At 61.4% G+C, this 23,923-nt stretch carries 22 protein-coding genes; 11 read left to right on the top strand and 11 right to left on the bottom strand.

The window, feature by feature from the left end; genetic code table 11:
- Entirely contained in the window at positions 1-1,332 is a 1,332-nt protein-coding gene (locus AB4N98_RS18130) for a DUF58 domain-containing protein (RefSeq protein WP_068937508.1), read from the top strand.
- A 64-nt stretch (positions 1,333-1,396) separates the two neighbouring features.
- Here the strand turns inward: AB4N98_RS18130 and AB4N98_RS18125 are convergent, their stop codons facing one another.
- Together AB4N98_RS18125 and AB4N98_RS18120 are read right to left on the bottom strand one after the other, a co-directional pair.
- Complete coding sequence (locus tag AB4N98_RS18125) at positions 1,397-1,756, bottom strand: PilZ domain-containing protein (protein WP_017529243.1); 360 nt, start codon at positions 1,754-1,756, stop codon at positions 1,397-1,399.
- Positions 1,757-1,979: 223 nt separating this feature from the next.
- On the bottom strand, positions 1,980-2,354 hold the full coding sequence (locus tag AB4N98_RS18120; protein WP_017529244.1) for a tol-pal system YbgF family protein: 375 nt from the start codon (positions 2,352-2,354) through the stop codon (positions 1,980-1,982).
- Between the two features lie 175 nt (positions 2,355-2,529).
- On the opposite strand from AB4N98_RS18120, the gene pyk reads away from it, so the two are divergent.
- Positions 2,530-3,981, top strand: coding sequence for a pyruvate kinase (pyk, locus tag AB4N98_RS18115; protein WP_017529245.1), 1,452 nt, complete (start codon positions 2,530-2,532; stop codon positions 3,979-3,981).
- A 100-nt stretch (positions 3,982-4,081) separates the two neighbouring features.
- Here pyk and AB4N98_RS18110 read toward each other — a convergent pair whose 3' ends face one another.
- On the bottom strand, positions 4,082-4,831 hold the full coding sequence (locus AB4N98_RS18110) for an enoyl-CoA hydratase (RefSeq protein WP_017529246.1): 750 nt from the start codon (positions 4,829-4,831) through the stop codon (positions 4,082-4,084).
- 30 nt (positions 4,832-4,861) lie between these two features.
- The gene (locus AB4N98_RS18105) at positions 4,862-5,794 is read right to left on the bottom strand and encodes an iron-sulfur-binding ferredoxin reductase (RefSeq protein WP_017529247.1); all 933 of its coding nucleotides are present in this window, start codon (positions 5,792-5,794) and stop codon (positions 4,862-4,864) included.
- A gap of 215 nt (positions 5,795-6,009) precedes the next feature.
- Here AB4N98_RS18105 and AB4N98_RS18100 point away from each other — a divergent pair, with 215 nt between their 5' ends.
- From AB4N98_RS18100 to AB4N98_RS18085, 4 genes are all read left to right on the top strand, one after another.
- Positions 6,010-7,533, top strand: a complete 1,524-nt coding sequence (locus tag AB4N98_RS18100; protein WP_017529248.1) for a fumarate hydratase — start codon at positions 6,010-6,012, stop codon at positions 7,531-7,533.
- A 131-nt stretch (positions 7,534-7,664) separates the two neighbouring features.
- Positions 7,665-9,431 (top strand): sensor histidine kinase, encoded by a 1,767-nt coding sequence (locus tag AB4N98_RS18095; RefSeq protein WP_017529249.1) that lies wholly within the window; start codon positions 7,665-7,667, stop codon positions 9,429-9,431.
- A complete protein-coding gene (locus tag AB4N98_RS18090) occupies positions 9,425-10,759 on the top strand; it encodes a sigma-54-dependent transcriptional regulator (RefSeq protein WP_017529250.1) in 1,335 nt (444 codons plus the stop codon). The genes AB4N98_RS18095 and AB4N98_RS18090 overlap by 7 nt, the downstream gene beginning before the upstream one ends.
- Positions 10,760-10,925: 166 nt before the next feature.
- Entirely contained in the window at positions 10,926-12,245 is a 1,320-nt protein-coding gene (locus tag AB4N98_RS18085; protein ID WP_017529251.1) for an MFS transporter, read from the top strand.
- A gap of 70 nt (positions 12,246-12,315) precedes the next feature.
- Here AB4N98_RS18085 and AB4N98_RS18080 read toward each other — a convergent pair whose 3' ends face one another.
- A complete protein-coding gene (locus AB4N98_RS18080; RefSeq protein ID WP_065876982.1) occupies positions 12,316-13,071 on the bottom strand; it encodes a COG4705 family protein in 756 nt (251 codons plus the stop codon).
- Positions 13,072-13,262: 191 nt separating this feature from the next.
- Here AB4N98_RS18080 and AB4N98_RS18075 point away from each other — a divergent pair, with 191 nt between their 5' ends.
- Positions 13,263-13,895, top strand: a complete 633-nt coding sequence (locus AB4N98_RS18075; RefSeq protein ID WP_065876983.1) for a flavin reductase family protein — start codon at positions 13,263-13,265, stop codon at positions 13,893-13,895.
- A 101-nt stretch (positions 13,896-13,996) separates the two neighbouring features.
- Here the strand turns inward: AB4N98_RS18075 and AB4N98_RS18070 are convergent, their stop codons facing one another.
- Both AB4N98_RS18070 and AB4N98_RS18065 read right to left on the bottom strand, forming a co-directional pair.
- On the bottom strand, positions 13,997-14,242 hold the full coding sequence (locus AB4N98_RS18070; RefSeq protein ID WP_026067373.1) for a hypothetical protein: 246 nt from the start codon (positions 14,240-14,242) through the stop codon (positions 13,997-13,999).
- 44 nt (positions 14,243-14,286) lie between these two features.
- Positions 14,287-14,628, bottom strand: a complete 342-nt coding sequence (locus AB4N98_RS18065; protein WP_017529255.1) for a putative quinol monooxygenase — start codon at positions 14,626-14,628, stop codon at positions 14,287-14,289.
- Positions 14,629-14,955: 327 nt separating this feature from the next.
- On the opposite strand from AB4N98_RS18065, the gene AB4N98_RS18060 reads away from it, so the two are divergent.
- Positions 14,956-15,885 carry an AraC family transcriptional regulator gene (locus AB4N98_RS18060; RefSeq protein ID WP_017529256.1) on the top strand — a complete coding sequence of 310 codons (930 nt, stop codon included), beginning with the start codon at positions 14,956-14,958 and terminating at the stop codon, positions 15,883-15,885.
- 7 nt (positions 15,886-15,892) lie between these two features.
- On the opposite strand, the gene AB4N98_RS18055 is transcribed toward AB4N98_RS18060, so the two are convergent.
- Genes AB4N98_RS18055 through edd form a run of 4 tightly spaced genes read right to left on the bottom strand, consistent with a single transcriptional unit; the run spans position 15,893 to position 20,902 of the window.
- On the bottom strand, positions 15,893-17,362 hold the full coding sequence (locus AB4N98_RS18055; protein WP_017529257.1) for an ATP-binding protein: 1,470 nt from the start codon (positions 17,360-17,362) through the stop codon (positions 15,893-15,895).
- Positions 17,352-18,086, bottom strand: a complete 735-nt coding sequence (locus AB4N98_RS18050) for a response regulator (RefSeq protein ID WP_017529258.1) — start codon at positions 18,084-18,086, stop codon at positions 17,352-17,354. Before AB4N98_RS18050 ends, AB4N98_RS18055 begins: the two co-directional genes overlap by 11 nt.
- A 36-nt stretch (positions 18,087-18,122) precedes the next feature.
- The gene (locus AB4N98_RS18045; protein WP_065876985.1) at positions 18,123-19,079 is read right to left on the bottom strand and encodes a glucokinase; all 957 of its coding nucleotides are present in this window, start codon (positions 19,077-19,079) and stop codon (positions 18,123-18,125) included.
- Positions 19,076-20,902, bottom strand: coding sequence for a phosphogluconate dehydratase (edd, locus tag AB4N98_RS18040; protein ID WP_003175855.1), 1,827 nt, complete (start codon positions 20,900-20,902; stop codon positions 19,076-19,078). The genes AB4N98_RS18045 and edd overlap by 4 nt, the downstream gene beginning before the upstream one ends.
- A gap of 221 nt (positions 20,903-21,123) precedes the next feature.
- Between edd and gap the strand changes: the two genes are divergently transcribed.
- The 3 genes from gap to AB4N98_RS18025 all read left to right on the top strand — a co-directional run bounded on the left by gap (position 21,124) and on the right by AB4N98_RS18025 (position 23,886).
- Positions 21,124-22,125 (top strand): type I glyceraldehyde-3-phosphate dehydrogenase, encoded by a 1,002-nt coding sequence (gap, locus tag AB4N98_RS18035; RefSeq protein ID WP_003175856.1) that lies wholly within the window; start codon positions 21,124-21,126, stop codon positions 22,123-22,125.
- 201 nt (positions 22,126-22,326) lie between these two features.
- Positions 22,327-22,845: an RNA polymerase sigma factor gene (locus AB4N98_RS18030; RefSeq protein WP_017529260.1), complete on the top strand. Its 519-nt coding sequence runs from the start codon at positions 22,327-22,329 to the stop codon at positions 22,843-22,845.
- A gap of 72 nt (positions 22,846-22,917) precedes the next feature.
- Positions 22,918-23,886: a FecR family protein gene (locus AB4N98_RS18025; RefSeq protein WP_065879542.1), complete on the top strand. Its 969-nt coding sequence runs from the start codon at positions 22,918-22,920 to the stop codon at positions 23,884-23,886.
- Positions 23,887-23,923: the final 37 nt, after the last annotated feature.

Below are 23,923 nucleotides of genomic sequence, written 5' to 3'. Positions count from 1 at the left end.
ATGAAGCCAACCCGTCTGCTGTTGATCTGGCTCGGCCTATTGCTGGGTTTGAACATCTTGCTGGGCACTGCCGCAGCATTGCAGTTCAAAGTGCCCGACACCGTACATTCGGTGGCGTGGGGCTTGCTCCTGGCGCTGTTGCTGCTGGCCATGCTCGACGCGCTACGGTTGCGGCACCGGCCCTCGCCACGGGTGCAACGGCAGATGCCCGGCAGCTTGGCGTTGGGCCGCTGGGGCGAAGTACGCCTGAGCCTGGAATGCGACTACCCACAGCCGCTGACAGTCCAGGTGTTCGACCATGTCCCCGATGGTTTAGGCAGGGAAAACCTACCCCAGGCCATCGAACTGCGCCCCGGTGAACGCAGTGAGCTGGGCTATCGCCTGCGCCCTCTGCGACGGGGGCATTTCACGTTCAGTCGCTGTGAAGTCCACCTGCCGAGCCCCTTGGGGCTGTGGTCCGCGCGGCGCTTTATCGAAGCCCACGACACCACTCGCGTCTACCCGGACTTCGCCCGTTTGTATGGAGCGCAACTGCTGGGCGTAGACAACTGGCTGAGCCAAATGGGGGTGCGTCAACGCCAGCGGCGTGGGTTGGGCCTGGAGTTTCATCAGTTGCGCGAGTTTCGTGAGGGCGACAGCCTGCGGCAGATCGACTGGAAAGCCACCGCACGGCAACGTACGCCCATTGCCCGAGAGTACCAGGACGAGCGCGATCAACAGATCGTGTTCATGCTCGATTGCGGCCGACGTATGCGCAGCCAGGATGACGAACTGTCCCATTTTGACCACGCGCTCAACGCCTGCCTGCTACTCAGTTACGTCGCGTTGCGCCAGGGCGACGCGGTGGGGCTGTGCACTTTTGCCGGCGACCAACCACGCTACCTCGCTCCCGTCAAAGGCAGTGGCCAATTGAACCTGTTGCTCAACTCGGTCTACGACCTGGACACCACTCGACGAGCCGCCGACTACGAGGCGGCGGCCAGCCAACTGTTGGCCAGGCAAAAACGTCGGGCATTGGTGATTATGGTGACCAACCTGCGCGATGAAGATGACGAAGCGTTGATGACTGCCGTGAAGCGCATCAGTCGCCAGCATCGGGTGCTGGTGGCCAGCTTGCGTGAAGAAGTACTCGATCGACTGCGCCAGTCGCCCGTGCAAACAATGCCAGAAGCCTTGGCCTACAGCGCAACGGTGGACTACCTCAACACCCGGGATGAACTGCATGACCGTTTGAACGCGCACGGCCTCTCGGTATTGGACACTTTGCCATCAGCCATGGGAGCGGCCCTGGTGACGCATTATCTGGGCTGGAAAAAAGCCGGCGTGTTCTGAACCATTAACGCCTGGCCACGGCCCGGGTAGCATTACCCGAGCCGGGTCAACCACCGTGCGGTAATCAGACGGATGCCTGCAGGGGGTCAAACCTGAAGTACTGCACCAACACACCAATCAATTGCTCATATTCCTCGGGCGCCTGAAGCACGTTGAACCCCGAATCGTAATACTGCGGGTTGATATCTTCGTGGCTCCACAGGCAGGTCGCCGTAAGGTCAATTGCATGGAAAGTGCCGTCAGCCTCGGGGATCTTCAAGCGCAGCTCGAATTGCGCATTGACCATCATGGGCAACTGGCTGATCAACATCAGTCCATTCCCCGAGACATTACCCAAGAAGCCGATAGGTTTATCGGTAAGACGATTAAACACTTGCAGGAAATAAGGTAGTTGATGCCGCTCGATCCGTCGGTCGGTAAACATGGTGAGATCGCCATCCAGTGGCCATTATTTGGCCGTGCCAGTGATTCGGAACGAGCACAAACACTCGCTCTCCCTGGATCTCGGTGTGACAACAGAAAACGTTTTGTCACTGGACAGCTGCCGAGTCCGGGCCCCTCATTCGTTCGAGTAAAACTTATACAAACGAACATACAAAGGATAGCCCAAGACTGGCAAGAGGCCAGTTAACAAATGACGAATAGCATTACAGTGACGCTGGACTCGGCTTCGCAACGCTCGCACCGGGGTAATGCCCCAGTTGTTGCAGGGTGTCCAGTCTGGCGCGGGCACGGTAGGCGTACTCGCTCGACGGGTATTGGTTGATGATGAATTGATAGGTCTGCACCGCGTCGACGAACAGTTTCTGCCGTTCCAGGCATTGCCCACGCAGCATTGAGACCTCGGGCTGCACATAACGCCGAGTGCGGCTTGTGCGGTCGACCTGGGACAATTCCAGGGTAACGCGCTCACAGTCACCCACCTTGTAAGCACGGTAGGCGTTGTTCAAATGGTGGTCCATTGACCAGCGGGTGCAGCCGACAACACTGACGGCCAGTGCAGCAATGAGCAGAATTCGCATGAGGGTTCTCCAGTCTTGTGCAGTGTATCGACCCCTCGTCAAAAATCTTCAAGGCAGTTCGTCTATTCAGCCACAACCAAAACAAGTCAATCGTCGATAAGTAGTGCAAACGAACAATGACTACAACGAAAGAGCATAGTAGCCTTCCTCAGCGCTTGAACTCAGGAGTCCGTGCATGTCCGTCCGTCGTACCAAAATCGTCGCCACCCTTGGCCCGGCCAGCAACTCGCCGGAAGTCCTCGAACAGCTGATTCTGGCTGGTTTGGACGTTGCCCGTCTGAACTTCTCCCACGGCACCCCGGACGAGCACAAGGCTCGCGCCAAGCTGGTGCGTGACCTGGCCGCCAAACATGGCCGCTTCGTTGCACTGCTGGGTGACCTGCAAGGCCCGAAAATCCGTATCGCCAAATTTGCCAACAAGCGCATTGAGCTGAAGATCGGTGACAAGTTCACCTTCTCCACCAGCCATCCGCTGACCGAAGGCACCCAGGACGTGGTGGGTATCGACTACCCCGATCTGGTCAAGGACTGCGGCGTCGGCGACGAACTGCTGCTGGACGACGGCCGCGTCGTCATGCGCGTCGACACCGCCACTCCAACCGAACTGAACTGCACGGTGATCATCGGCGGCCCGCTGTCCGATCACAAAGGCATCAACCGTCGTGGCGGTGGCCTGACCGCACCAGCCCTGACTGAGAAAGACAAGGCCGACATCAAGCTCGCCGCAGAAATGGAAGTGGACTACCTTGCCGTTTCCTTCCCGCGCGACGCCGCCGACATGGAATACGCCCGCAGACTGCGCGACGAAGCTGGCGGTACCGCCTGGCTGGTGGCGAAGATCGAACGTGCCGAAGCCGTGGCCGATGACGAAACCCTCGACGGCCTGATCAAGGCGTCCGACGCCGTGATGGTTGCCCGTGGTGACCTGGGTGTGGAAATCGGTGATGCAGAGCTGATCGGCATTCAGAAAAAGATCATCCTGCACGCGCGCCGCCATAACAAAGCGGTGATCGTCGCGACCCAGATGATGGAGTCGATGATCCAGAACCCGATGCCGACCCGCGCCGAAGTGTCCGACGTGGCCAACGCCGTGCTCGACTACACCGACGCCGTGATGCTGTCGGCTGAAAGTGCTGCCGGCCCCTACCCGCTGGAAGCCGTGCAAGCCATGGCGCGTATCTGCGTCGGCGCCGAAAAGCACCCGACCAGCAAGACCTCCAGCCACCGTATCGGCAAGGTCTTCGAAAGCTGCGACCAGAGCATCGCCCTGGCTGCCATGTACACCGCCAACCACTTCCCTGGCGTGAAAGCGATCATTGCCCTGACCGAAAGCGGCTACACGCCGCTGATCATGTCGCGCATCCGCTCCTCGGTGCCGATCTACGCGTTCACCCCGCACCGCGAAGCCCAGGCCCGCGCGGCGATGTTCCGCGGCGTGTACACCATTCCGTTCGATCCGGCCTCGCTGGCACCGAACGAAGTCAGCCAGAAGGCTATCGATGAGCTGGTTAAACGCGGCGTCGTAGAGAAAGGCGACTGGGTCATCCTGACCAAGGGCGACAGCTACCACACCACCGGTGGCACCAATGGCATGAAGATCCTGCACGTGGGCGACCCGCAGGTCTGAGTGACACGCTGAAAAACAAGAGCCCCGCCATGTGAATGGCGGGGCTTTTTGCTGTAGCCGGCTACTGATTCATTCAATTCGACGGCCCCGCCGACACGCTTTATCTGCGCGTGATAAACCCCGACAACGCCGCAATCGCCTCCGGCGACCTCAACCGCTGGGTAAACAACGCGCCCTCCTCTTCGATCACCTGCCGCAACTGCTCACGGTCCACGCTCTTCATCAATTGCTTGGTCACCTGCACCGCCCCCAATGCCAGGTGTTCAAAGCGCAACGCAACTTCCCGCGCCTTGGCCAATGCCGCATCACCACTGCTCAGCGCCTCGGTGGCGATTCCCCACGCGGCGGCCTGTTCACCGCTGAACGCCTCGCCCAACAGCAGTAATTGCGCGGCTTTCGCATGCCCAAGCAGACGCGGCAGGATCAGGCTCGAACCAAACTCCGGACATAACCCCAGGTTGACGAACGGCATGCGCAATCTGGCATCGCGGCTGATATACACCAGGTCACAGTGCAGCAGCAGGGTTGTACCAATGCCTATCGCCGGCCCCGCTACCGCGGCAACCACCGGTTTGCGGCAGTTGAGCAGGCTCTGCATGAAGTGAAACGGCGGGCTGTCGAGATCGCTGGGCGGCTGATCGAGAAAGTCGCCTATATCATTGCCGGCCGTGAAGCACTCGTGGCTGCCCTGGATCAGTACGGCGTTGAGGGTGGCGTCCGCATCGGCCCGCTCCAGAGCCTCGGCCAGTTGCGTGTACATGGCGCGGGTCAGGGCGTTTTTCTTGTCCGGGCGGTTGAGCTGCAGGGTCAGCAACCCGCGCTCGCGTTGCAACAGGATGGCGTCGGTCATGGTGCGTCTCGCGGCTGTGAAGTTCAGCGCTCAACCACGGGGCAGGAACACATCGGCCAGCAGTTGATTGCGCGGCAACCCGGCCAGGAACAGGCGCTTGGAAAACGCCTCGACGCTGGCGGGGTGCCCGCAGAGTAAGGCCAGCGTTTGCCTTGAAACAAGCCGCAGTTGCGCCAATGCCTGGGTCGACTCAGCCGCCGTCCACAGCTGCACCGTAAGGTTCGGATGCCCGGCGGCCAGCGCGGCCAAGGGTTCGGCCAGGTAATGGCCGCCAGCATCATGGGCCAGGTGAATCATACGGATGGGGCCCTGGTGATCCTGGCGCAACGCCTCGCGCAACACCCCCCACAACGGGCCCAGCCCGGTGCCGGACGCCAGCAGCCAGAGCGGCCGGGATTGCCAGTCGGGGTCGTATTGCAGCGCACCGCCGCGTAGTTCGCCCAGGCGCAGGCGGTCGCCGATCTGCAGCAGCCGGGCCCTATCGCAGAATTCACCGGGTAGGCGGCAGTCGATATGAAACTCCAGAAACGCATCTTCCTGCGGCAGGCTCGCCAGGGAATACGGCCGCGCCAACTGCCCCGCCCACAGCACCAGATGTTGCCCGGCGCGGTAACGCAGGCCACGCTCCGGTTGCAGACGCAGGCGCAACACCGTCGCGCTCAGCCAATCGACCCCCACCACCTGGGCCGGCAAACCATCACGCAGCGGGTCAAACGCTTCGACCTGCACATCCGCCGTCACCCGGCACTGGCACGCCAGGCGCCAGCCATCCTGGCGTTGCGCCGGGCTCAGGGCGTCGGGTTGTTTGTCCTCGACCTCACCTCGGCAACGCACCAGGCAGGCATGGCAACTGCCTGCGCGGCAACTGTAGGGCACCGCCACGCCCGCCTGGTTCAAGGCGTCCAACAGGTTGCTGCCGGTGGATACCGACCAATGGCGTTCGCCGACGTACAGTTCAGGCATGGAAACTCTCGAATCAAAAAGGCCCGCACAGGGAATCATGCCCGGCAGAGTTTGACCATAGTCGGGTGTATCGGCCACCGCGCCGGGTTATACTGCCGCGCCTTTTTAGCGTCGCGCCTGCACCACTTGGCGTGCCTTGGAAAGGTGGCTCCAGCCGACCGATGCAACACTGAAGCCACCTTTATTGAATGTTCCCTTATAGAGGAGCGCGACTCATGACCGTGATCAAGCAAGACGACCTGATTCAGAGCGTTGCCGACGCCCTGCAATTCATTTCCTACTACCACCCCGTGGACTTCATCCAGGCGATGCACGAGGCCTACTTGCGCGAAGAATCGCCGGCAGCCCGTGACTCCATGGCCCAGATCCTGATCAACTCGCGCATGTGCGCCACCGGCCATCGCCCGATCTGCCAGGACACCGGTATCGTCACCGTGTTCGTGCGCGTGGGCATGGACGTGCGTTGGGATGGCGCCACCATGGGCCTGGACGACATGATCAACGAAGGCGTGCGTCGCGCCTACAACCTGCCGGAGAACGTACTGCGGGCATCCATCCTCGCCGACCCGGCCGGGGCGCGTAAAAACACCAAGGACAACACCCCGGCGGTGATCCACTATTCCATCGTCCCGGGTAACACCGTAGAAGTGGACGTGGCCGCCAAGGGCGGTGGTTCCGAGAACAAATCGAAGATGGCCATGCTCAACCCGTCCGACTCGATCGTCGACTGGGTGCTCAAGACCGTTCCGACCATGGGCGCCGGCTGGTGCCCACCGGGCATGCTCGGCATCGGCATCGGCGGCACCGCCGAGAAGGCCGCGGTGATGGCCAAGGAAGTGTTGATGGAATCCATCGACATCCACGAGCTGATCAAGCGCGGCCCGTCCAACCGTATCGAAGAGATGCGCCTGGAGCTGTTCGAGAAGGTCAACCAACTGGGCATCGGCGCCCAGGGCCTGGGTGGCCTGACCACCGTGCTCGACGTGAAGATCATGGATTACCCGACCCACGCCGCCTCGTTGCCGGTGTGCATGATCCCCAACTGCGCCGCCACCCGTCACGCACACTTCGTGCTCGACGGTTCGGGCCCTGCGTCGCTGGAGGCGCCACCGCTGGACGCCTACCCGGAAATCGTCTGGGAAGCCGGCCCGTCGGCTCGTCGCGTAAACCTCGACACCCTGACCCCAGAAGACGTGCAAAGCTGGAAGCCGGGCGAAACCGTGCTGCTCAACGGCAAGATGCTCACCGGTCGCGATGCGGCGCACAAGCGTATGGTCGAGATGCTGAATAAGGGCGAAAGCCTGCCGGTGGACCTCAAGGGCCGCTTCATCTATTACGTCGGCCCGGTTGACCCGGTACGCGAAGAAGTGGTTGGCCCGGCGGGCCCGACCACCGCGACGCGGATGGACAAGTTCACCCGCCAGATCCTCGAGCAGACCGGCCTGTTGGGCATGATCGGCAAGTCCGAACGCGGCCCGACCGCCATCGAAGCGATCAAGGACAACAAGGCGGTGTACCTGATGGCCGTGGGCGGCGCCGCTTACCTGGTGGCGCAAGCCATCAAGAAGTCGCGCGTTGTCGCCTTCGCCGAACTGGGTATGGAAGCGATCTACGAGTTCGACGTCAAAGACATGCCGGTCACCGTCGCGGTAGACAGCAAGGGTGAGTCCGTGCACATCACCGGTCCTGCCATCTGGCAGAAAAAGATCAGTGAGAGCCTGGCGGTAGAGGTGCAGTAAGCACTTTAACTGGCCCATAAAGGCGACCGAGGCGATAAGCCCGGTCGCCTTTTTTTATGAGGGCGCGCCACCACAAGATCCGGGCAACGCGTGATATTGTGCTCACCCTTATTGCAGCTGTTCATCTTCGTATGATCGCGATTCCTCGCCCCCTGCGCCTGACCTTTTATTCCCTGTTGATCATCGCCGGTGCGGTGCTGGCCGCGGCATTGGCCACGCGCCATGCCGAACGTCAGGCCCTGATCGACGATGCCGCCCGCGCCAACCAGCAATTGGCGCTGTACGCCAACTCCCTGCACACCCTGATCGAACGCTATCGCGCGCTGCCCGCCGTGCTGGCGCTGGACTCGGAAATGATCAGCGCGCTCAAAGGCCCGATGGATGCCGCCACACAAGACACGCTCAACCGCAAGCTCGAACGCATCAACGGCGCTGCGCAATCCTCCACCCTGGAGCTGATGGACCGCACCGGCCTGGCCGTAGCCGCCAGCAACTGGGCATTGCCGAGTAGTTATGTGGGGCATAACTATGCGTTTCGCCCGTATTTCAGCCAGACCAGAAGCCAGGGTACCGGGCGTTTCTATGCGGTGGGGGTGACCACGGGGATTCCGGGATACTTCCTCTCCAGCGCGGTGCTCGATGAACAGGAGCAGTTTCTCGGCGCCATGGTGGTCAAGCTGGAATTCCCGGAGCTTGAGCGCGAATGGGCCCAGGGCAATGACCTGCTGCTGGTGAGTGATGCGCGTGGCATCGTATTTATCGCCAACCAGCCGGGCTGGCGCTATCGCAACCTGCGCCCGTTGTCGGACAGCGACCTGGCCGAACTCAAGGCCACCCGCCAATACGACAAGAAACACCTGCAACCGCTGGACACCAGCACCCTGCAACGCTTTGACGAAAACAGCCACCTGATGCGCGTCAACGGCCCCGACGGCAGCGCCAATTACATCTGGGAATCCCTGCCGCTGAAGGCCGAAGGCTGGACCCTGCACCTGTTGCGCAAACCGCAGTTCCCGTTTGAAGACCAACGCAACGCTGGCCTGGCCGCCGCCGGTTCCTGGCTGGCGCTGGTGTTCCTGGCGCTGTTCCTGAGCCAACGCTGGCGCCTGGCCCGCTTGCGCCAACGCAGCCGCGAAGAGCTGGAACAACTGGTGGAAGAACGCACCCAGGCCCTGCGCACCGCCCAAGAGGGTTTGGTGCAATCGGCCAAGCTGGCCGCGCTGGGGCAGATGTCTGCCGCCCTCGCCCACGAAATCAACCAACCTCTGACCGCCCAGCGCATGCAGTTGGCGACCCTGCGCCTGCTGCTGGATCACGGTCGCGTGGACGACGCCTACAAGGCGCTTACGCCCCTGGACGACATGCTCACGCGCATGGCCGCGCTCACCGGCCACCTCAAGACCTTTGCGCGCAAGAGCCCCAGCGGCCTGCGCGAGCGCCTGGACCTGGCCACGGTCGTCGACCAGTCCCTGCACTTGCTCGATGCACGCCTGCGTGATGAAGGCATCGGCGTCGTGCTGGACCTGACCCGCCCGGCCTGGGTACGCGGCGACGCGATACGCCTGGAACAAGTGCTGATCAACCTGCTGCGCAACGCCCTCGACGCCATGGTGGACAAGCCACGCAAACGCCTGGAAATCCGTGTGCATGCCGACCAGCAGCTTTGGGTTTTGAGCGTCAGCGACAGCGGCGGCGGCATTGCCGAAGAACACTTGAGCAATGTGTTCGACCCCTTTTTCACCACCAAGCCGGTGGGCGACGGCCTCGGCTTGGGGCTGGCGGTGTCCTACGCTATCGTGCATGAACTGGGCGGCCGCCTGATCGCCGGTAACCGCGGCGACGGCGCGGTGTTCACCCTGACCCTGCCCATCGCGCTGGAGACGCCGGACCTATGTTAAATGCGGTGATTGTGGTCGATGACGAAACCAGCATTCGCACGGCCGTGGAACAGTGGTTGAGCCTGTCGGGGTTTGAGGTGCAACTGTTCAGCCGTGCCCAAGAATGCCTGGCGCAATTGCCCAGGGACTTTGCCGGGGTCATTTTGAGCGATGTGCGCATGCCCGGGCTCAGCGGCCTGGAGCTGCTCGCCGAGGTGCAACGCCGCGACGCCGACTTGCCGGTGATCCTGCTCACCGGCCATGGCGATGTGCCGATGGCCGTCGAGGCGATGCGCGACGGCGCCTACGACTTTCTGGAAAAACCCTTCAGCCCCGATACCCTGCTCAATAGTCTGCGCCGCGCCCTGGATAAACGTGGGCTGATCCTGGAGAACCGTCGCCTGCATCAGCAGGCCGATCACCGCGCGCAACTCGAATCCAGCCTGCTTGGCGTGTCCCGTGGCTTGCAGAACCTGCGCCGCCAGGTGCTCGATTTGGCGAGCTTGCCGGTCAACGTGCTGATCCGAGGCGAAACCGGCAGCGGCAAAGAACGGGTCGCCCGTTGCCTGCACGACTGTGGGCCGCGGGCGAAAAAACCGTTCGTGGCGCTCAACTGTGCGGCGATCCCCGAGCAACTGTTCGAGGCCGAACTGTTCGGCCACGAAAGCGGCGCGTTTACCGGCGCCCAGGGCAAACGCATCGGCAAGCTGGAATACGCCCACGGCGGCACGTTGTTCCTGGATGAAATCGAAAGCATGCCCCTGGCCCAGCAGGTGAAATTGCTGCGGGTGTTGCAGGAACAGAAGCTGGAGCGATTGGGGTCCAACCAGAGCATCCACGTAGACTTGCGCATCATCGCCGCCACCAAGCCGGACCTTTTGGAAGAGGCCCGCGCCGGACGCTTTCGTGAAGACTTGGCATATCGTCTCAACGTGGCCCAGTTGCGCCTGCCACCGCTGCGCGAGCGCCGTGAAGACATCCCGCTGTTGTATGAACACTTCGCCCATGACGCCGCAGAGCGCTTGGGCCGCACTGCCCAGCCCTTGAGCGGTGCGGCGCTGGGGCGCCTGCTCAGTCACGACTGGCCAGGCAATGTGCGTGAACTGGCCAACGTCGCCGAGCGCCAGGTGCTGGGCCTCGGCGAGTCCGAACCGGAAGGCATCGAAGCCGGGCAATCCCTCGCCGCGCAGCAGGAAGCCTTTGAGGCCCATTGCCTGAAAGCCGCACTGACCCGGCATAAAGGCGATATCAAAGAGGTGTTGGCGGAGCTGCAACTGCCCCGCCGAACCCTCAATGAAAAGATGCAGCGCCATGGCCTTGCACGGGACATGTTTCTCAAGGATCAATGAGCGGATTTCCGCTCACCGCTGCAAAACCATCAGCAACATTCCGCTCAAAAAAAACCGCAAACCCCTCTAGACCGGGCCTTCATCCACCTGGCACAGCTCCTGCTATAGCCCCAGCCAGGCAGCGTTCGCGCCGCTCCATAAAAACAACTAGATGAAGGATCCTTCAATGGATAACTCCAACTCCCTGCCTCTGGGCTCGGTGGCTGCGCCTGCGCAGGAACGCACCACCACCAGTCGCATCAAATCGATCTTCAGCGGTTCGGTCGGCAACATGGTCGAGTGGTACGACTGGTACGTCTACGCCGCCTTTTCGCTGTACTTCGCCAAAGCCTTCTTTCCAGCCGGCTCCTCCACCGCTCAGTTGATGAACACCGCCGCGATCTTCGCCGTCGGCTTCCTGATGCGCCCCATCGGCGGCTGGTTGATGGGCATGTACGCCGACTACAAGGGGCGCAAGGCTGCGCTGATGGCCTCGGTGCTGCTGATGTGCTTCGGCTCGCTGTTGATCGCGCTGAGCCCTGGCTACGAAACCATCGGTATCGGGGCTCCGATCCTGCTGGTGTTCGCCCGTTTGCTGCAAGGCTTGTCGGTAGGGGGCGAATACGGCACTTCCGCCACCTACCTCAGCGAAATGGCGACACGGGAACGTCGCGGATTCTTCTCCAGCTTCCAATATGTGACCTTGATTTCCGGTCAGCTCATTGCCCTGGCAGTGCTGATCGTGCTGCAACAGGTGCTCACCACCGAACAACTCTATGCCTGGGGCTGGCGCATCCCGTTCGCCATCGGCGCCCTGTGCGCAGTGGTCGCGCTGTACCTGCGTCGTGGCATGGAAGAAACCGAGTCGTTCAGCAAAAAAGAAAAAGCCAAGGAAAGCGCAATGCGCACCTTGATGCGCCACCCCAAGGAACTGATGACCGTGGTCGGCCTGACCATGGGCGGCACCCTGGCGTTCTACACCTACACCACCTACATGCAGAAATACCTGGTGAATACCGTCGGCATGAGCATCTCCGACTCCACCACCATCTCGGCGGCCACGTTGTTTCTGTTCATGTGCCTGCAGCCGATCGTCGGTGGGCTGTCGGATAAAGTCGGTCGTCGGCCGATCCTGATCGCCTTCGGCATCCTCGGCACCCTGTTCACCGTACCGATCCTCACCACCCTGCACACCATCCAGACCTGGTGGGGCGCGTTCTTCCTGATCATGGCGGCGCTGATTATCGTCAGCGGCTACACCTCGATCAACGCCGTGGTGAAGGCCGAGTTATTCCCGACCGAAATCCGCGCCCTGGGCGTCGGCCTGCCCTATGCACTGACCGTGTCGATCTTCGGCGGTACCGCTGAATACATCGCACTGTGGTTCAAGAGCATCGGCATGGAAACCGGTTACTACTGGTACGTGACCGCCTGTATTGCGGTGTCGTTGTTGGTCTACGTGACCATGAAGGACACCCGCAAGCACTCGCGGATTACCACGGACTAAAAGCCTGACCCGCTAAACCTGTGGGAGGGGGCTTGCTCCCTCCCACATCGGTTTTATGTCGCTTGGTGAATCAGGACACCTCTGCCACTGGTGGTCGCCCATACCGTCGCTGTGCATACGCCGCGCCGACAATCATCACCACCAGGATTGCAGCCAACACGGCCGATGAACCAATGGTGCCGAAATCCAACCCGCCCTTTTCATGGGGCTTGGTCAGGAAGTCGCCCAGGGTCGCACCGAAAGGCCGGGTCAGCACAAACGCCACCCAGAACAACAGCACCGCCGAGATTTGGGTGAAGTACTTGAGCGCCACTACCGCAGCGATGGTCGAGCCGATCAACAAGGCGCCGCCGGCAAAGCCCAGCCCCGAATCATCCGCCAGGAAGTCACCCAATGCGGTGCCCAGGGTGTTGGAAAACAGGATCGCCATCCAATAGAACAACTCGCCCCGCAAGGTCTGCACCTTGTTCACGTTCAGCGAATCACCACTGAGGTGCCACAGCGCAAAGATGATCATCAGGATCACGATCAGGATCATTGAACCGGTGGCGTAGCCCAGGCCCAGGGTTCGGTCCATAAAGTCCGACATCGTCGTGCCAGCGGTGCTGGTGGACAAAATCACAATCCAGTACAGCATGGGGTTATAGGTTTTCGACCAGAGTTGTGTCACCAGGGTGACCAGGAACACGCTGATCAGGATCATCGAACTGAGTGCGTAGCCAACATTCAAGGTCATCGACAACAAGTCCCCGGCGGTTTCGCCCAGGGTGGTTGCGCAGATTTTCATGACCCAGAACGCCAGGGTGATCTGAGGAAGTTTATTCATAGGGGTAAAGGCTCCGAAGCTCAGTCTTTCAATGGCCGACTTATGGAGTGTCGACCTTGGCCGCAGACTGAACGGGACGCTGTGAAAAATAGGTGGGCAATCAATGAAAATTCCATGGGGCCAATGGAAATTCGCGCCCATGGGTTGCAGTATGGTCGCCTCCCAGAACCCCGCAGCAGGAACCCCGGCCCATGTCCGACGATATCCACTTCTACGAACCCGCCAACGGCCACCGCCTGCCTCATGATCCGTTCAATGCCATCGTCGGCCCACGGCCGATCGGCTGGATTTCGTCACACGACCGTGAAGGCCACCTGAACCTGGCGCCCTACAGTTTTTTCAATGCGTTCAATTACATTCCGCCGATCATTGGGTTTTCCAGTGTCGGGCGCAAAGACAGCCTGAACAACATCGAACAGACCGGCGAATTCGTGTGGAACCTGGCCACGCGCCCGCTGGCCGAGCAGATGAACCAGAGCTGCGCGGCGGTCTCGCCGCAGGTGGATGAATTCGAGTTGTCCGGCCTGACGCCGGTGGCTTCGAAAATCGTTGGCGTACCGCGCGTGGGTGAGAGCCCGGTGTCGTTCGAGTGCAAGGTGACGCAGATCATCCAGTTGCAACGCGCCGACAAGGAGCTGGTGCCAAGCTGGCTGGTACTGGGCGAGGTAGTCGCGGTGCACATCGCCAAGTGGCTGCTCAAGGACGGCATCTATGACACCGCTGCCGCCGAACCGATTCTACGCGGCGGCGGCCCGGCGGATTACTTCCAGCTGGGGCCCGAAGCGTTGTTCAAGATGTACCGGCCTGGCGCTGCAAAACCCTGAGTGGAATGCAACCCATGGTGGGAGGGGGCTTGCTCCCGATGGCGCTGTGTCAGTCAGCCTATCTGTAGCTGATACACCGCTATCGGGAGCAAGCCCCACCTTTAGTCAGCGGCAGGTGCCCACGTCAGTTGCCCCTCTACGTCCACATCGACCAGACGCTCAAGCTGCACAGTGGCGGCATCATCAGCATCCGAGGCGGTCTTGAACCTCTGCCCATCCAGGATCTTGTGAAACCGCGGGGCGCCCATGCCATCCAGCGCCTTGACGGCCACGGCGGCGCTGTAGCCTCCGTCACCCGGTACTACGGCGGAAACGGCTTCGTGGTGGGCAAATTGTTTACGTGCCATGTTGCAGGTCCTGGCCAATGGAAAGGCGGCCATTCTAAACCGGTTCAACCGGCGAGTTGCAGGTACTCGCCGTAGGCGCGTGCAGCGGATGCATCGGTGAAGGTCTGGAAGTCCATGCTGCGGATGACCATGTCGTTCAGCAGCTCGGTAAAGATCAGCAGGGCCGGCGAGTTGAAGTAGGCGCTCATCGCCTGCTCACTGCTCCAAAAGCCCGAAACCAGCCACACATCGGGGTCGACCTGGGAATGCTGCAACGAGAACTGCAGGCAACCCTGAGCCTGGCGGCCCGGTTCGATCAAACTGCTCAAGCGTGCACCGAGTTCGGTGCTGCACCCGGTGCGGGCGCGGATAAAGGCCATATGGCTCGCGGGAATGGGGGTGGACATGTTCGACTCTCCCGTTGAGAAGTGATGCTCGGCAAGCACTGTGAGGGTGTGTTGCCACAGGATCAACGATAACGGCGCGGGTGAGCGCGCGGTTAGTCAATTCCTGCCGGCTTATTGCACGATCCTGCGAGAAGCGTAGATAGGACGTTGGCCCAGCGGTTTTATTCCACGCACACACGCCATGTTTCAGGCAGATGAAACGCCTCGCGCTTGCCTGATTGACGACAGGCCGCAGGATCAGGCAAGGATTATGCAGAATCGACCTAACACTTTTTCAAAGGCCGCCGCTAAGCTGAGCCCCATCAAAGCCGCCGCAGAGGACGCGCCATGTCGTCGCCCGAACATAAGCCTACCCCCCTCGATGCCGAGATGGAAAAACAGCGCGCCGAACTGGCCAGCATCGTGCACCGGCATACCTGGGAAGATGGTTCCTACGGCACCGCAATCACCTCGTTGTACCTGAACCGTCACAACACACCGCGAGACTTCATGCCGGTGCTGGTGGAGCCCGCGTTGTGCATCCTCGCCAACGGCAGCAAGGAAGTGCGCCTGGCTGACGAAATCTTCGCCTATGACCCGCTCAACTATCTGGTGTTTTCGGTGGCGATGCCGGTGGCCGGGCGCATCATCGATGCCACGCCGGACGACCCGAACCTGTCGGTGCGCATCAACATCGACCCGGCGCAACTCACAGCGCTGATCGCCGAGGCTGGCCCCATGGGCGTGCCTACACGCCCAACGTCGCGCGGGATGTACGTGGACCGGATCGACCATCAACTGCTCGACGCCGTACTGCGCCTGGCGCGCTTGCTGGATACGCCCAAAGACATCGCCATGCTGGCGCCGCTGATCAACCGCGAAATTCTCTACCGCTTGCTGCGTGGGCCGCAGGGCTATCGTTTGTATGAAATTGCCGTGGCCAACAGTCAGAGCCATCGGGTGAGCCAGGCGATCAAGTGGCTCAATGGCAATTACGAACAGCCGTTGCGCATCGATGACCTGGCCAAGGAAGTCAACCTGAGCGTTTCGACCCTGCACCATCGCTTCAAGGCGATTACCGCCATGAGCCCGCTGCAGTACCAGAAACAGCTGCGCTTGCAGGAAGCGCGCAGGCTGATGATTGCCGAGGGGCTGGAAGCCTCGGCGGCCGGGTATCGGGTGGGGTATGAAAGCCCGTCGCAGTTCAGCCGGGAATACAGCCGGCTATTTGGTGCGCCGCCGCTCAGAGACTTGGCCCGGTTGCGCCAAAGCATCTGACCCACAGTTAGTCCAGCGTTCGCGGGAGCTGAAGGGTCACCCTCAGCCCGCCTTCGCGAAGGTTCTGCAAACTCACTTCCCCGCCATGGCTATGGGCAATATTGCGCGCGATCCCCAGGCCCAACCCATAACCCTGCTGCTGCCCGGCCAGACGAAAGTGGGGCTCGAACACCTGCTCCAAACGCTGTTCCGGCACCCCGGGCCCTTCGTCATCCACGTGCAGGATGAACTGCGCGCCATCATCTTCGATATGCAAATGGGCGTTCTGCCCGTACTTCAACGCGTTGTCGATCAGGTTGCCGATGCAGCGCTTGAGCGCCAGTGGCTTGCCTGGGTAGGCCGCCAGGGCGTAGCCATCCAGGGTCACGCGACCATTGCCGTTCGGCGCGACGTAAGGTTCCACCAGGCATTCGAGCACATGGTTGAGGTCGACGGGTTGGATGTTCTCGTGGATATCGGTGTCTTTGACGCATTGCAACGCGCCTTTCACCAGCAGCTCCAATTCATCCAGATCGCGACCAAATTTGGTTTGCAGGTTTTCGTCTTCCAGCAGCTCTACGCGCAGGCGCAGGCGGGTGATCGGGGTGCGCAGGTCGTGGGAAATCGCGCTGAATAACTGGCTGCGCTCGGTCAGGTAACGGCTGATGCGCTCGCGCATGGCGTTGAAGGCACGACCCACTTCCACCACTTCGCTGCCGCCGCCTTCGGCCACCGGCTCCACGTCGGCGCCCAGCGACATATCCCGCGCCGCCCGCGCCAGGCGCTTGAGTGGGCGGCTCTGCCAGTGCACCAACAGGCCGATGAATAACAGCAGAAAACCACTGGTCAGCACGATAAACCACACCTGCTGGGACGGCAGGCCTTGTTCCTCAAGGCTGGTGTAGGGCTCGGGCAACAGCGAGGCGATGTACAGCCATTCGCCGGGGGCGAGTTGAATCTGGGTGACCAGCACCGGCGGGTTCACGGGCTCCAGCGTCAAGGCGTAATGAGCCCAGGAGCGCGGCAGCTCATCAAGCTTGAGGCCGGCATTGAAGATGCGCAGGTCTTCGGCACTGACGAACTCCACTGAGATCACCACGTCGGCGCCAAGGGTCTGGCGCAGTACTTCATCGACCGCGACCAGCACCGCTTGTTTGCGCGGGGTTTCGGGCAGTACCTGCATCTCCAGCGGGCGATCGTTGAGCGTCACCACGAACCGGGTGCCGCCCATGCTGCGCAATTGGTCGAGGACCAACGGCCGATAGGCCACCGGCAACGAACGGAAGTAACTCACGCTGGCGGTCATCGAATGCGCCAGGCTCCGGGCGCTGGTGACCAGGCCTTCGAGCTGGGTCGCGCGTAACTGCGACACCCAGATCACGCTGGACAGCGCCTGGGCGAACAGCACCACCAGCAAGGTCAGCAGCAGCATGCGCCCCAGCAATGAGCGCGGCACCGGGAAGCGGCGGCGGCGTTCGGTTACAGGCTCAGTGGGCATTGCCGGCAACCACGCTGGCTGCCAGTTGATAGCCGCTGCCACGCACGGTGCGGATCAGCCGCGGCGGCTTTTCGGTGTCGCGCAGGCGTTGGCGCAGGCGGCTCACGGCCATGTCGACGATACGGTCCAGCGGCATCAGGTCGCGGCCACGGGTGGCGTTGCCGATGGTGTCGCGGTCGAGGATTTCTTGTGGGTGGTCGAGAAACAATTTGAGCAAGGCAAAATCGGCACCGGAAAGGATCACCTCTTCGCCATCCACGTGAAACAGCCGATGGCTGATCATGTCCAGGCGCCATTCATCGAACACCAGCACATCGCCGCCGCTGCTGCGCTCCTGACCGAACTGGCAGCGGCGCAACAGGGCCTTGATCCGCGCCTGCAACTCACGGGGGCTGAACGGCTTGCCGATGTAATCGTCGGCGCCCAGCTCCAGGCCGATCACGCGGTCGGCCTCATCGGAACTGGCGGTCAGCATGATGATCGGCACCTGCGCCTGGCGCGGGTGCTGGCGGATCCAGCGGCAAAGGCTGAAGCCGTCTTCGTCCGGCAGCATGACATCGAGGATGACCAAGTCGCACGGCGCCTCGTTCATCGCCTGACGGAACCCCGCACCATCCGGTACGCCCCGCACCTGGAAACCGGCGCGACTGAGGTAGGTTTGCAGCAATTCGCGGATTTCCTGGTCGTCGTCGACGAGGAGAATCGATTTACTGATTACGCTCACGGGGTCCTCCTTGTTGTTATGGGGTGTTCTTGATGCCTACGTAAAAGCCTGCTCAAGCGCCACACCCGCCCCGGTCAACCCCGAATACGGCGCTGTCACCAGCCACACCGGAATGCCGTTGAAATAGTCACTCATGCAGCCTTTGTCCGCGAAGCTTTTGGCGAAACCGCTGGTGATAAAGAAGTCGGCAAACCTCGGTATCACCCCGCCCACGATGTACACGCCACCGCGCCCACCGGTGGTCAACACGTTATTGCCTGCAACCCGGCCCAGCCAGATGCTGAACTGGTCCAACACTTCCATGGCGATCGGATCGCCGGCCAAACCCGCCGCCGTGATGGCTTCGGGCGTTTCCAGCACCGGCGTGTGGCCGTCCACCGCACAGATCGCCCGGTACAGACGCGGCAACCCGCCGCCGCTCAAGGCGGTTTCGGCGCTGACGTGGCCGATTTCGTTGTAAATGTGTTGCCACAACTGAGTTTCCCGCGGGCTGCTCAGGGGCAGGTCGACATGGCCGCCCTCGCCCGGCAACGCCGCGTAACGACCTGCGCCGAGGTCCAGCAAGGTGCCGACACCCAGGCCAGTACCCGGGCCGATTACCACCGCCGGGCGCAACGGCTCCGGCGTGCCCGCGCACACCACACGGTATTCGTCGGGCTGCAAACGGGTCATGCCCAGGGCCATGGCCGAAAAATCATTCACCAACAGCAGTTGCTCCACCTGCAGCGTGTTGCAGAACGCAGCCTTGCTCAGGCGCCAGTGGTTGTTGGTGAATTTGAATTCATCGCCGCTCACCGGCCCGGCCACCGACAGGCAGACTGCGCCGATATCGCCGATGTTCAGGCCTTCTTGCTGCAAATAGACCTTGATCGCTTCTTCAGGGCTGGAGTAATCCACCGTGGCATGCACACGAATCGAATGCAGTGCCGAATCCCGCCACAACGCAAAACGGGCGTTGGTACCCCCGATATCACCGACCAGCGCAAGCTTCACTTAAGCGTCTCCAAGGCAGAGGTAAAGGCGCTGGCGCCCTGCTCTGCGGAGCTTGCGGCCAAGCGCATAAATGCAAACAGCTCGCGACCGGCGCCCACGTTATTGCCCAACAGGCCCGTGGCAGGCGTGCGCGCTGCAAATTCTTCGGCGTCTACCTTAAGCTCCAAGGTACCTGTCACGCCATCCACGCGAATGATATCGCCATCGCGCACCCGCGCCAGCGGCCCGCCGCTCTGGGCTTCGGGGTTGACGTGAATCGCGGCGGGGATCTTACCCGACGCGCCGGACATACGCCCGTCTGTCACCAACGCGACTTTGAAACCGCGGTCCTGCAACACACCGAGGAACGGCGTCATCTTGTGCAGCTCCGGCATGCCATTGGAGCGCGGGCCCTGGAAGCGCATGACCGCGACAAAGTCCTTTTCCAATTGGCCGGCCTTGAACGCATCGGCCAGGTCCTGCTGGTCCTGGAATACCACCGCCGGTGCTTCAACCACCTGATGCTCAGGGGCCACGGCGGAAACTTTCATCACGCCACGCCCCAGGTTGCCTTCCATCACGCGCAGGCCGCCTTCGGGCGAGAACGCGCGGGCCACGGGGCGCAGGATGGTTTCGTCGAGACTTTCGATGGGGCCGTCGCGCCAGACCAGTTCACCGTCGACCAGGAACGGCTCCTGGATGTAACGGCTCAGGCCCTTGCCCGCGACGGTATTAACGTCTTCATGGAGCAGGCCGGCCTCAAGCAGCTCGCGGATCAGGAACGACATGCCCCCCGCCGCCTGGAAGTGGTTGATGTCGGCCTTGCCGTTCGGGTACACGTGGGACAGGGTCGGCACCACCTCGGAGAGGTCGGCCATGTCCTGCCAGGTGAGGATAATGCCCGCCGACATGGCGATGGCCGGCATGTGCAAGGTGTGGTTGGTGGAACCACCGGTGGCGTTGAGGGCGACGATGGAGTTGACGATGGATTTTTCGTCGACGATTTCGCCGATCGGCGTGAAGTTGCCGTTGGCCTTGGTCAGGCGTGTGACCTGATGCGCGGCCTCGCGGGTCAGGGCGTCACGCAGCGGTGTGTACGGGTTGACGAACGAGGCGCCCGGCAGGTGCAGGCCCATCACTTCCATCAGCAATTGGTTGGTGTTGGCGGTGCCGTAGAAGGTGCAGGTACCGGGGCTGTGGTAGGACTTCATCTCCGATTCCAGCAGCTCTTCGCGGGTGGCCTTGCCTTCGGCGTAGCGCTGGCGCACGTCGGCCTTCTGCTTGTTGGAAATGCCTGAGGGCATCGGGCCGCCCGGTACGAAGATCATCGGCAAGTGGCCGTAGCGCAGCGCGCCCATCATCAGGCCGGGGACGATCTTGTCGCAGATGCCCAGCATCAGCGCGGCATCGAACATGTTGTGGGACAGCGCAACCGCCGTGGACATGGCGATGACTTCACGGCTGAGCAGGCTCAGTTCCATGCCTGGCTCGCCTTGGGTCACGCCGTCGCACATGGCCGGGGTGCCGCCGGCGAACTGGCCGACCGAGCCGACTTCGCGCAGGGCTTTCTTGATCTGTTCCGGGAAATGTTCGTACGGCTGATGCGCCGAAAGCATGTCGTTATATGAAGAAACAATTGCCACGTTGGCGGCATTCATCATGCGCAGGCTGTTTTTGTCTTCGGTGCCGCAACCGGCCACGCCGTGGGCGAAGTTGGCGCATTGCAGCTTGCCACGCATCGGCCCGTCGCTGGCGGCACCGCGAATGAGCGCAAGGTAAGCCTCGCGAGTGGCGCGGCTGCGGGCGATAAGCCGTTCGGTGACCTCAAGAACGCGGGGATGCATGTGTAGAACTCCAGGCTAACGGATGTGGCGACCTGAGTGTCTATGCTGATCAAACGCCCGCAGCGCATGGGATGGCAGGGTGTCGTTTAAATCATCGGACCAGTTGATTCAGGTCACTCGTTGTAGATTGAACAAAATATTGCCACTAAAAAGGCTTGTTTTCTATTTTTATGCGAATAATCTTGTAATTCTTACAACAAATCGACGACAGGCACCTTCCAATGACTCTTCGTATCGCAATCAATGGTTTTGGCCGTATCGGCCGTAATGTCCTGCGCGCACTGTATACCCAAGGCTATCGCCAGGATTTGCAGATCGTCGCCATCAATGATCTGGGCGACAGCTCGATCAATGCCCACCTGCTTAAATTCGACACCGTGCACGGTACTTTCGACGCAGAGGTCGCCCACGATCAGGAAAGCCTGACCGTCAATGGTGACCGGATTGCCGTGAGTGCCATTCGCAACCCGGCCGACCTGCCATGGGCCGCACACAAGATCGACGTGGTATTTGAATGCACCGGTCTGTTCACCGACCGTGACAAGGCTGCCGCCCATATTACCGCCGGCGCACGCAAGGTGATCATCTCGGCACCGGCCAAGGGTGCGGACGCCACCGTGGTGTATGGCGTGAACCATGACATTCTGCGCCAGTCCCACCAGATCATCTCCAACGCCTCGTGCACTACCAACTGCCTGGCACCGGTCGCCCAGGTGCTTCATCGCGAGCTGGGTATCGAAAGCGGCTTGATGACCACCATCCATGCCTACACCAACGACCAGAACCTGACCGACGTCTACCACACCGACCCGTACCGTGCGCGTTCGGCCACCCAGAACATGATCCCGAGCAAGACCGGCGCCGCCGAAGCGGTGGGCCTGGTACTGCCGGAGCTGGCGGGCAAGCTGACCGGCATGGCCGTGCGTGTGCCGGTGATCAACGTGTCGCTGGTGGACCTCACCGTACAGTTGAAAAAAGAAGCCACCGCCGAAGAAGTCAACGCGCTGCTCAAGGAAGCCAGCCAGCACTCGAAAATCCTCGGCTACAACACCCTGCCGCTGGTTTCCAGCGACTTCAACCACAACCCGCTGTCGTCGATTTTTGACGCCAACCACACCAAGGTAAGCGGCAAGCTGCTCAAAGTGCTGGCCTGGTACGACAACGAATGGGGCTTCTCCAACCGCATGCTGGATAACTGCCTGGCACTGTGCAACGCCGAATAACGAGCGTTGTGCATGTGGCTTTTGTGGGAGGGGCTTGCTCCCGATGGCGATTTATCAGTCAGAGATGGGGGTGACTGACACCGCGCTATCGGGGCAAGCCCCCTTCCCGCATTTGCTCTATGTAGGCCTGCAGCAATAGCCACTTGCCATTTCAGTTGATGATAAGCATTATCATTAACTGAAAATCGGTCGGGTACGCCTGTGAGCCAATCTCGCTTTAACCATGTCTTTCTCACCCAACGGGTGATTCTGCTACGCACCTTGCAGCGGATGGTGAATAACCACAGCACCGCCGAGGACCTGTTGCAGGAAACCTACCTGCGCGTCACCCGGGCCCTGAGCGAGCGGCCCATCGATCACCTCGAACCCTTCGTCTATCAAACCGCACGCAACCTGGCGCTGGATCACCTGCGCGCGCGTCGGATCCAGGCCCGTACGTTGCAGGAAGATGTACCGCTGGACATCCTACAAAGCGTTGCCGCCCCCATCAGCCCCCCCGAAGACGCCACCCAGGCCGAGCAGTTGCTGGAACACCTGAGCGTCAGCCTGGGCCAGTTAAGCGCGCGCCAGCAGCAGATCTTCATCCTCAGCCGCCTGCACGGTTGCAGCTACCAGGAGATTGCCGATCAGTTGAACGTGTCCTTGAGCACCGTGCAAAAAGAACTGAAATTGATCATGGCCATTTGCGTAGGTGTGGCCGAACGGCTGGATCGGCCTTAAGCTGCATCCGACAGAAATGTCGACCCAAGCCGTAGAAAATGAATAGAACGTGGCGAAGACCCGAGGCACACCGTGACAGACCCGAACAAACTGCGCGCCCATGAGCTGGCTCATGAGGTGTTGCAAGACGCGGCTATGGACCAGGCCCTCGACTGGCTGATCGCCCTGCAGTGCCCGCAGCCCGGGCAGCAGGCCGAGTTTGAAAGCTGGCTGACCAGCGACCCGGCCCACGCCAATGCCTTCGAAAAAGCCCAGGCGGCCTGGGGTGGCGCGCCGGTACACAGCGCCGCCGCGGCCCTGGCGGCGCCGCGCACGCCCAGCGCCTGGCGCCGGATCAAACCGTACTGGAAGCCACTGGCAACAGCCGCCGTGCTGTTGATCGGCCTGTTCAGCTTCAGCAATTTGCCGGTGCGCCTGCAAGCCGACCACCTCACCGTGGTCGGCGAACGTCAGCGCTTGCAACTGGACGATGGCTCCAAAGTGCTGCTCAACACCAACTCGGCGTTTTCCAGCGACGTCAAGGATCACCAGCGCATCGCCCGCCTGTACCAGGGCGAAGCGTTTTTTGAAGTCACGCCGAACCACGACCAGCCCTTGCAGATCGACGCCGGCCCAGTGCGCGCCAGCGTACGTGACACCGCCTTCGCCGTGCGCTACCTCAATGGCGAGGCCCAGGTGCAAGTGCAGCGTGGTGATGTCGACCTGAGCAACACCGTCGACGACGCCCGCGTGCGCCTGAGCGCGGGGCAAAGTATCCGCATCGGCCCCAAAGGCTTCGGCCAGCCGGCCAAGCTGGATGCCAACAAAGACCTGGCCTGGGTCCAAGGCCGGCTGATCTTCGAAAACTGCCCGATGAGCGAAGTGCTTGCCGAATTGCGCCGGTATTATCCCGGCTGGATCGTCAACACCAACGACCGTCTCGCCCGCGTCGCCGTCACCGGAAATTACCGCCTCGACCAGCCGCTGGACGTGGTGCGTTCCCTGGCACACATCACCTCGGCCACGCTCTCGGAATACCCGGCGCTGGTTATCCTGAATTAAATGAGAACAATTTTTACTCGATAGCCCTCGGTGGTAC

This window comes from Pseudomonas sp. S3_E10 (genome assembly GCF_054667615.1).
The sequence above is the reverse complement of the archived record's forward strand: the minus strand, read 5'-3'. Positions and strand labels throughout refer to the sequence as shown.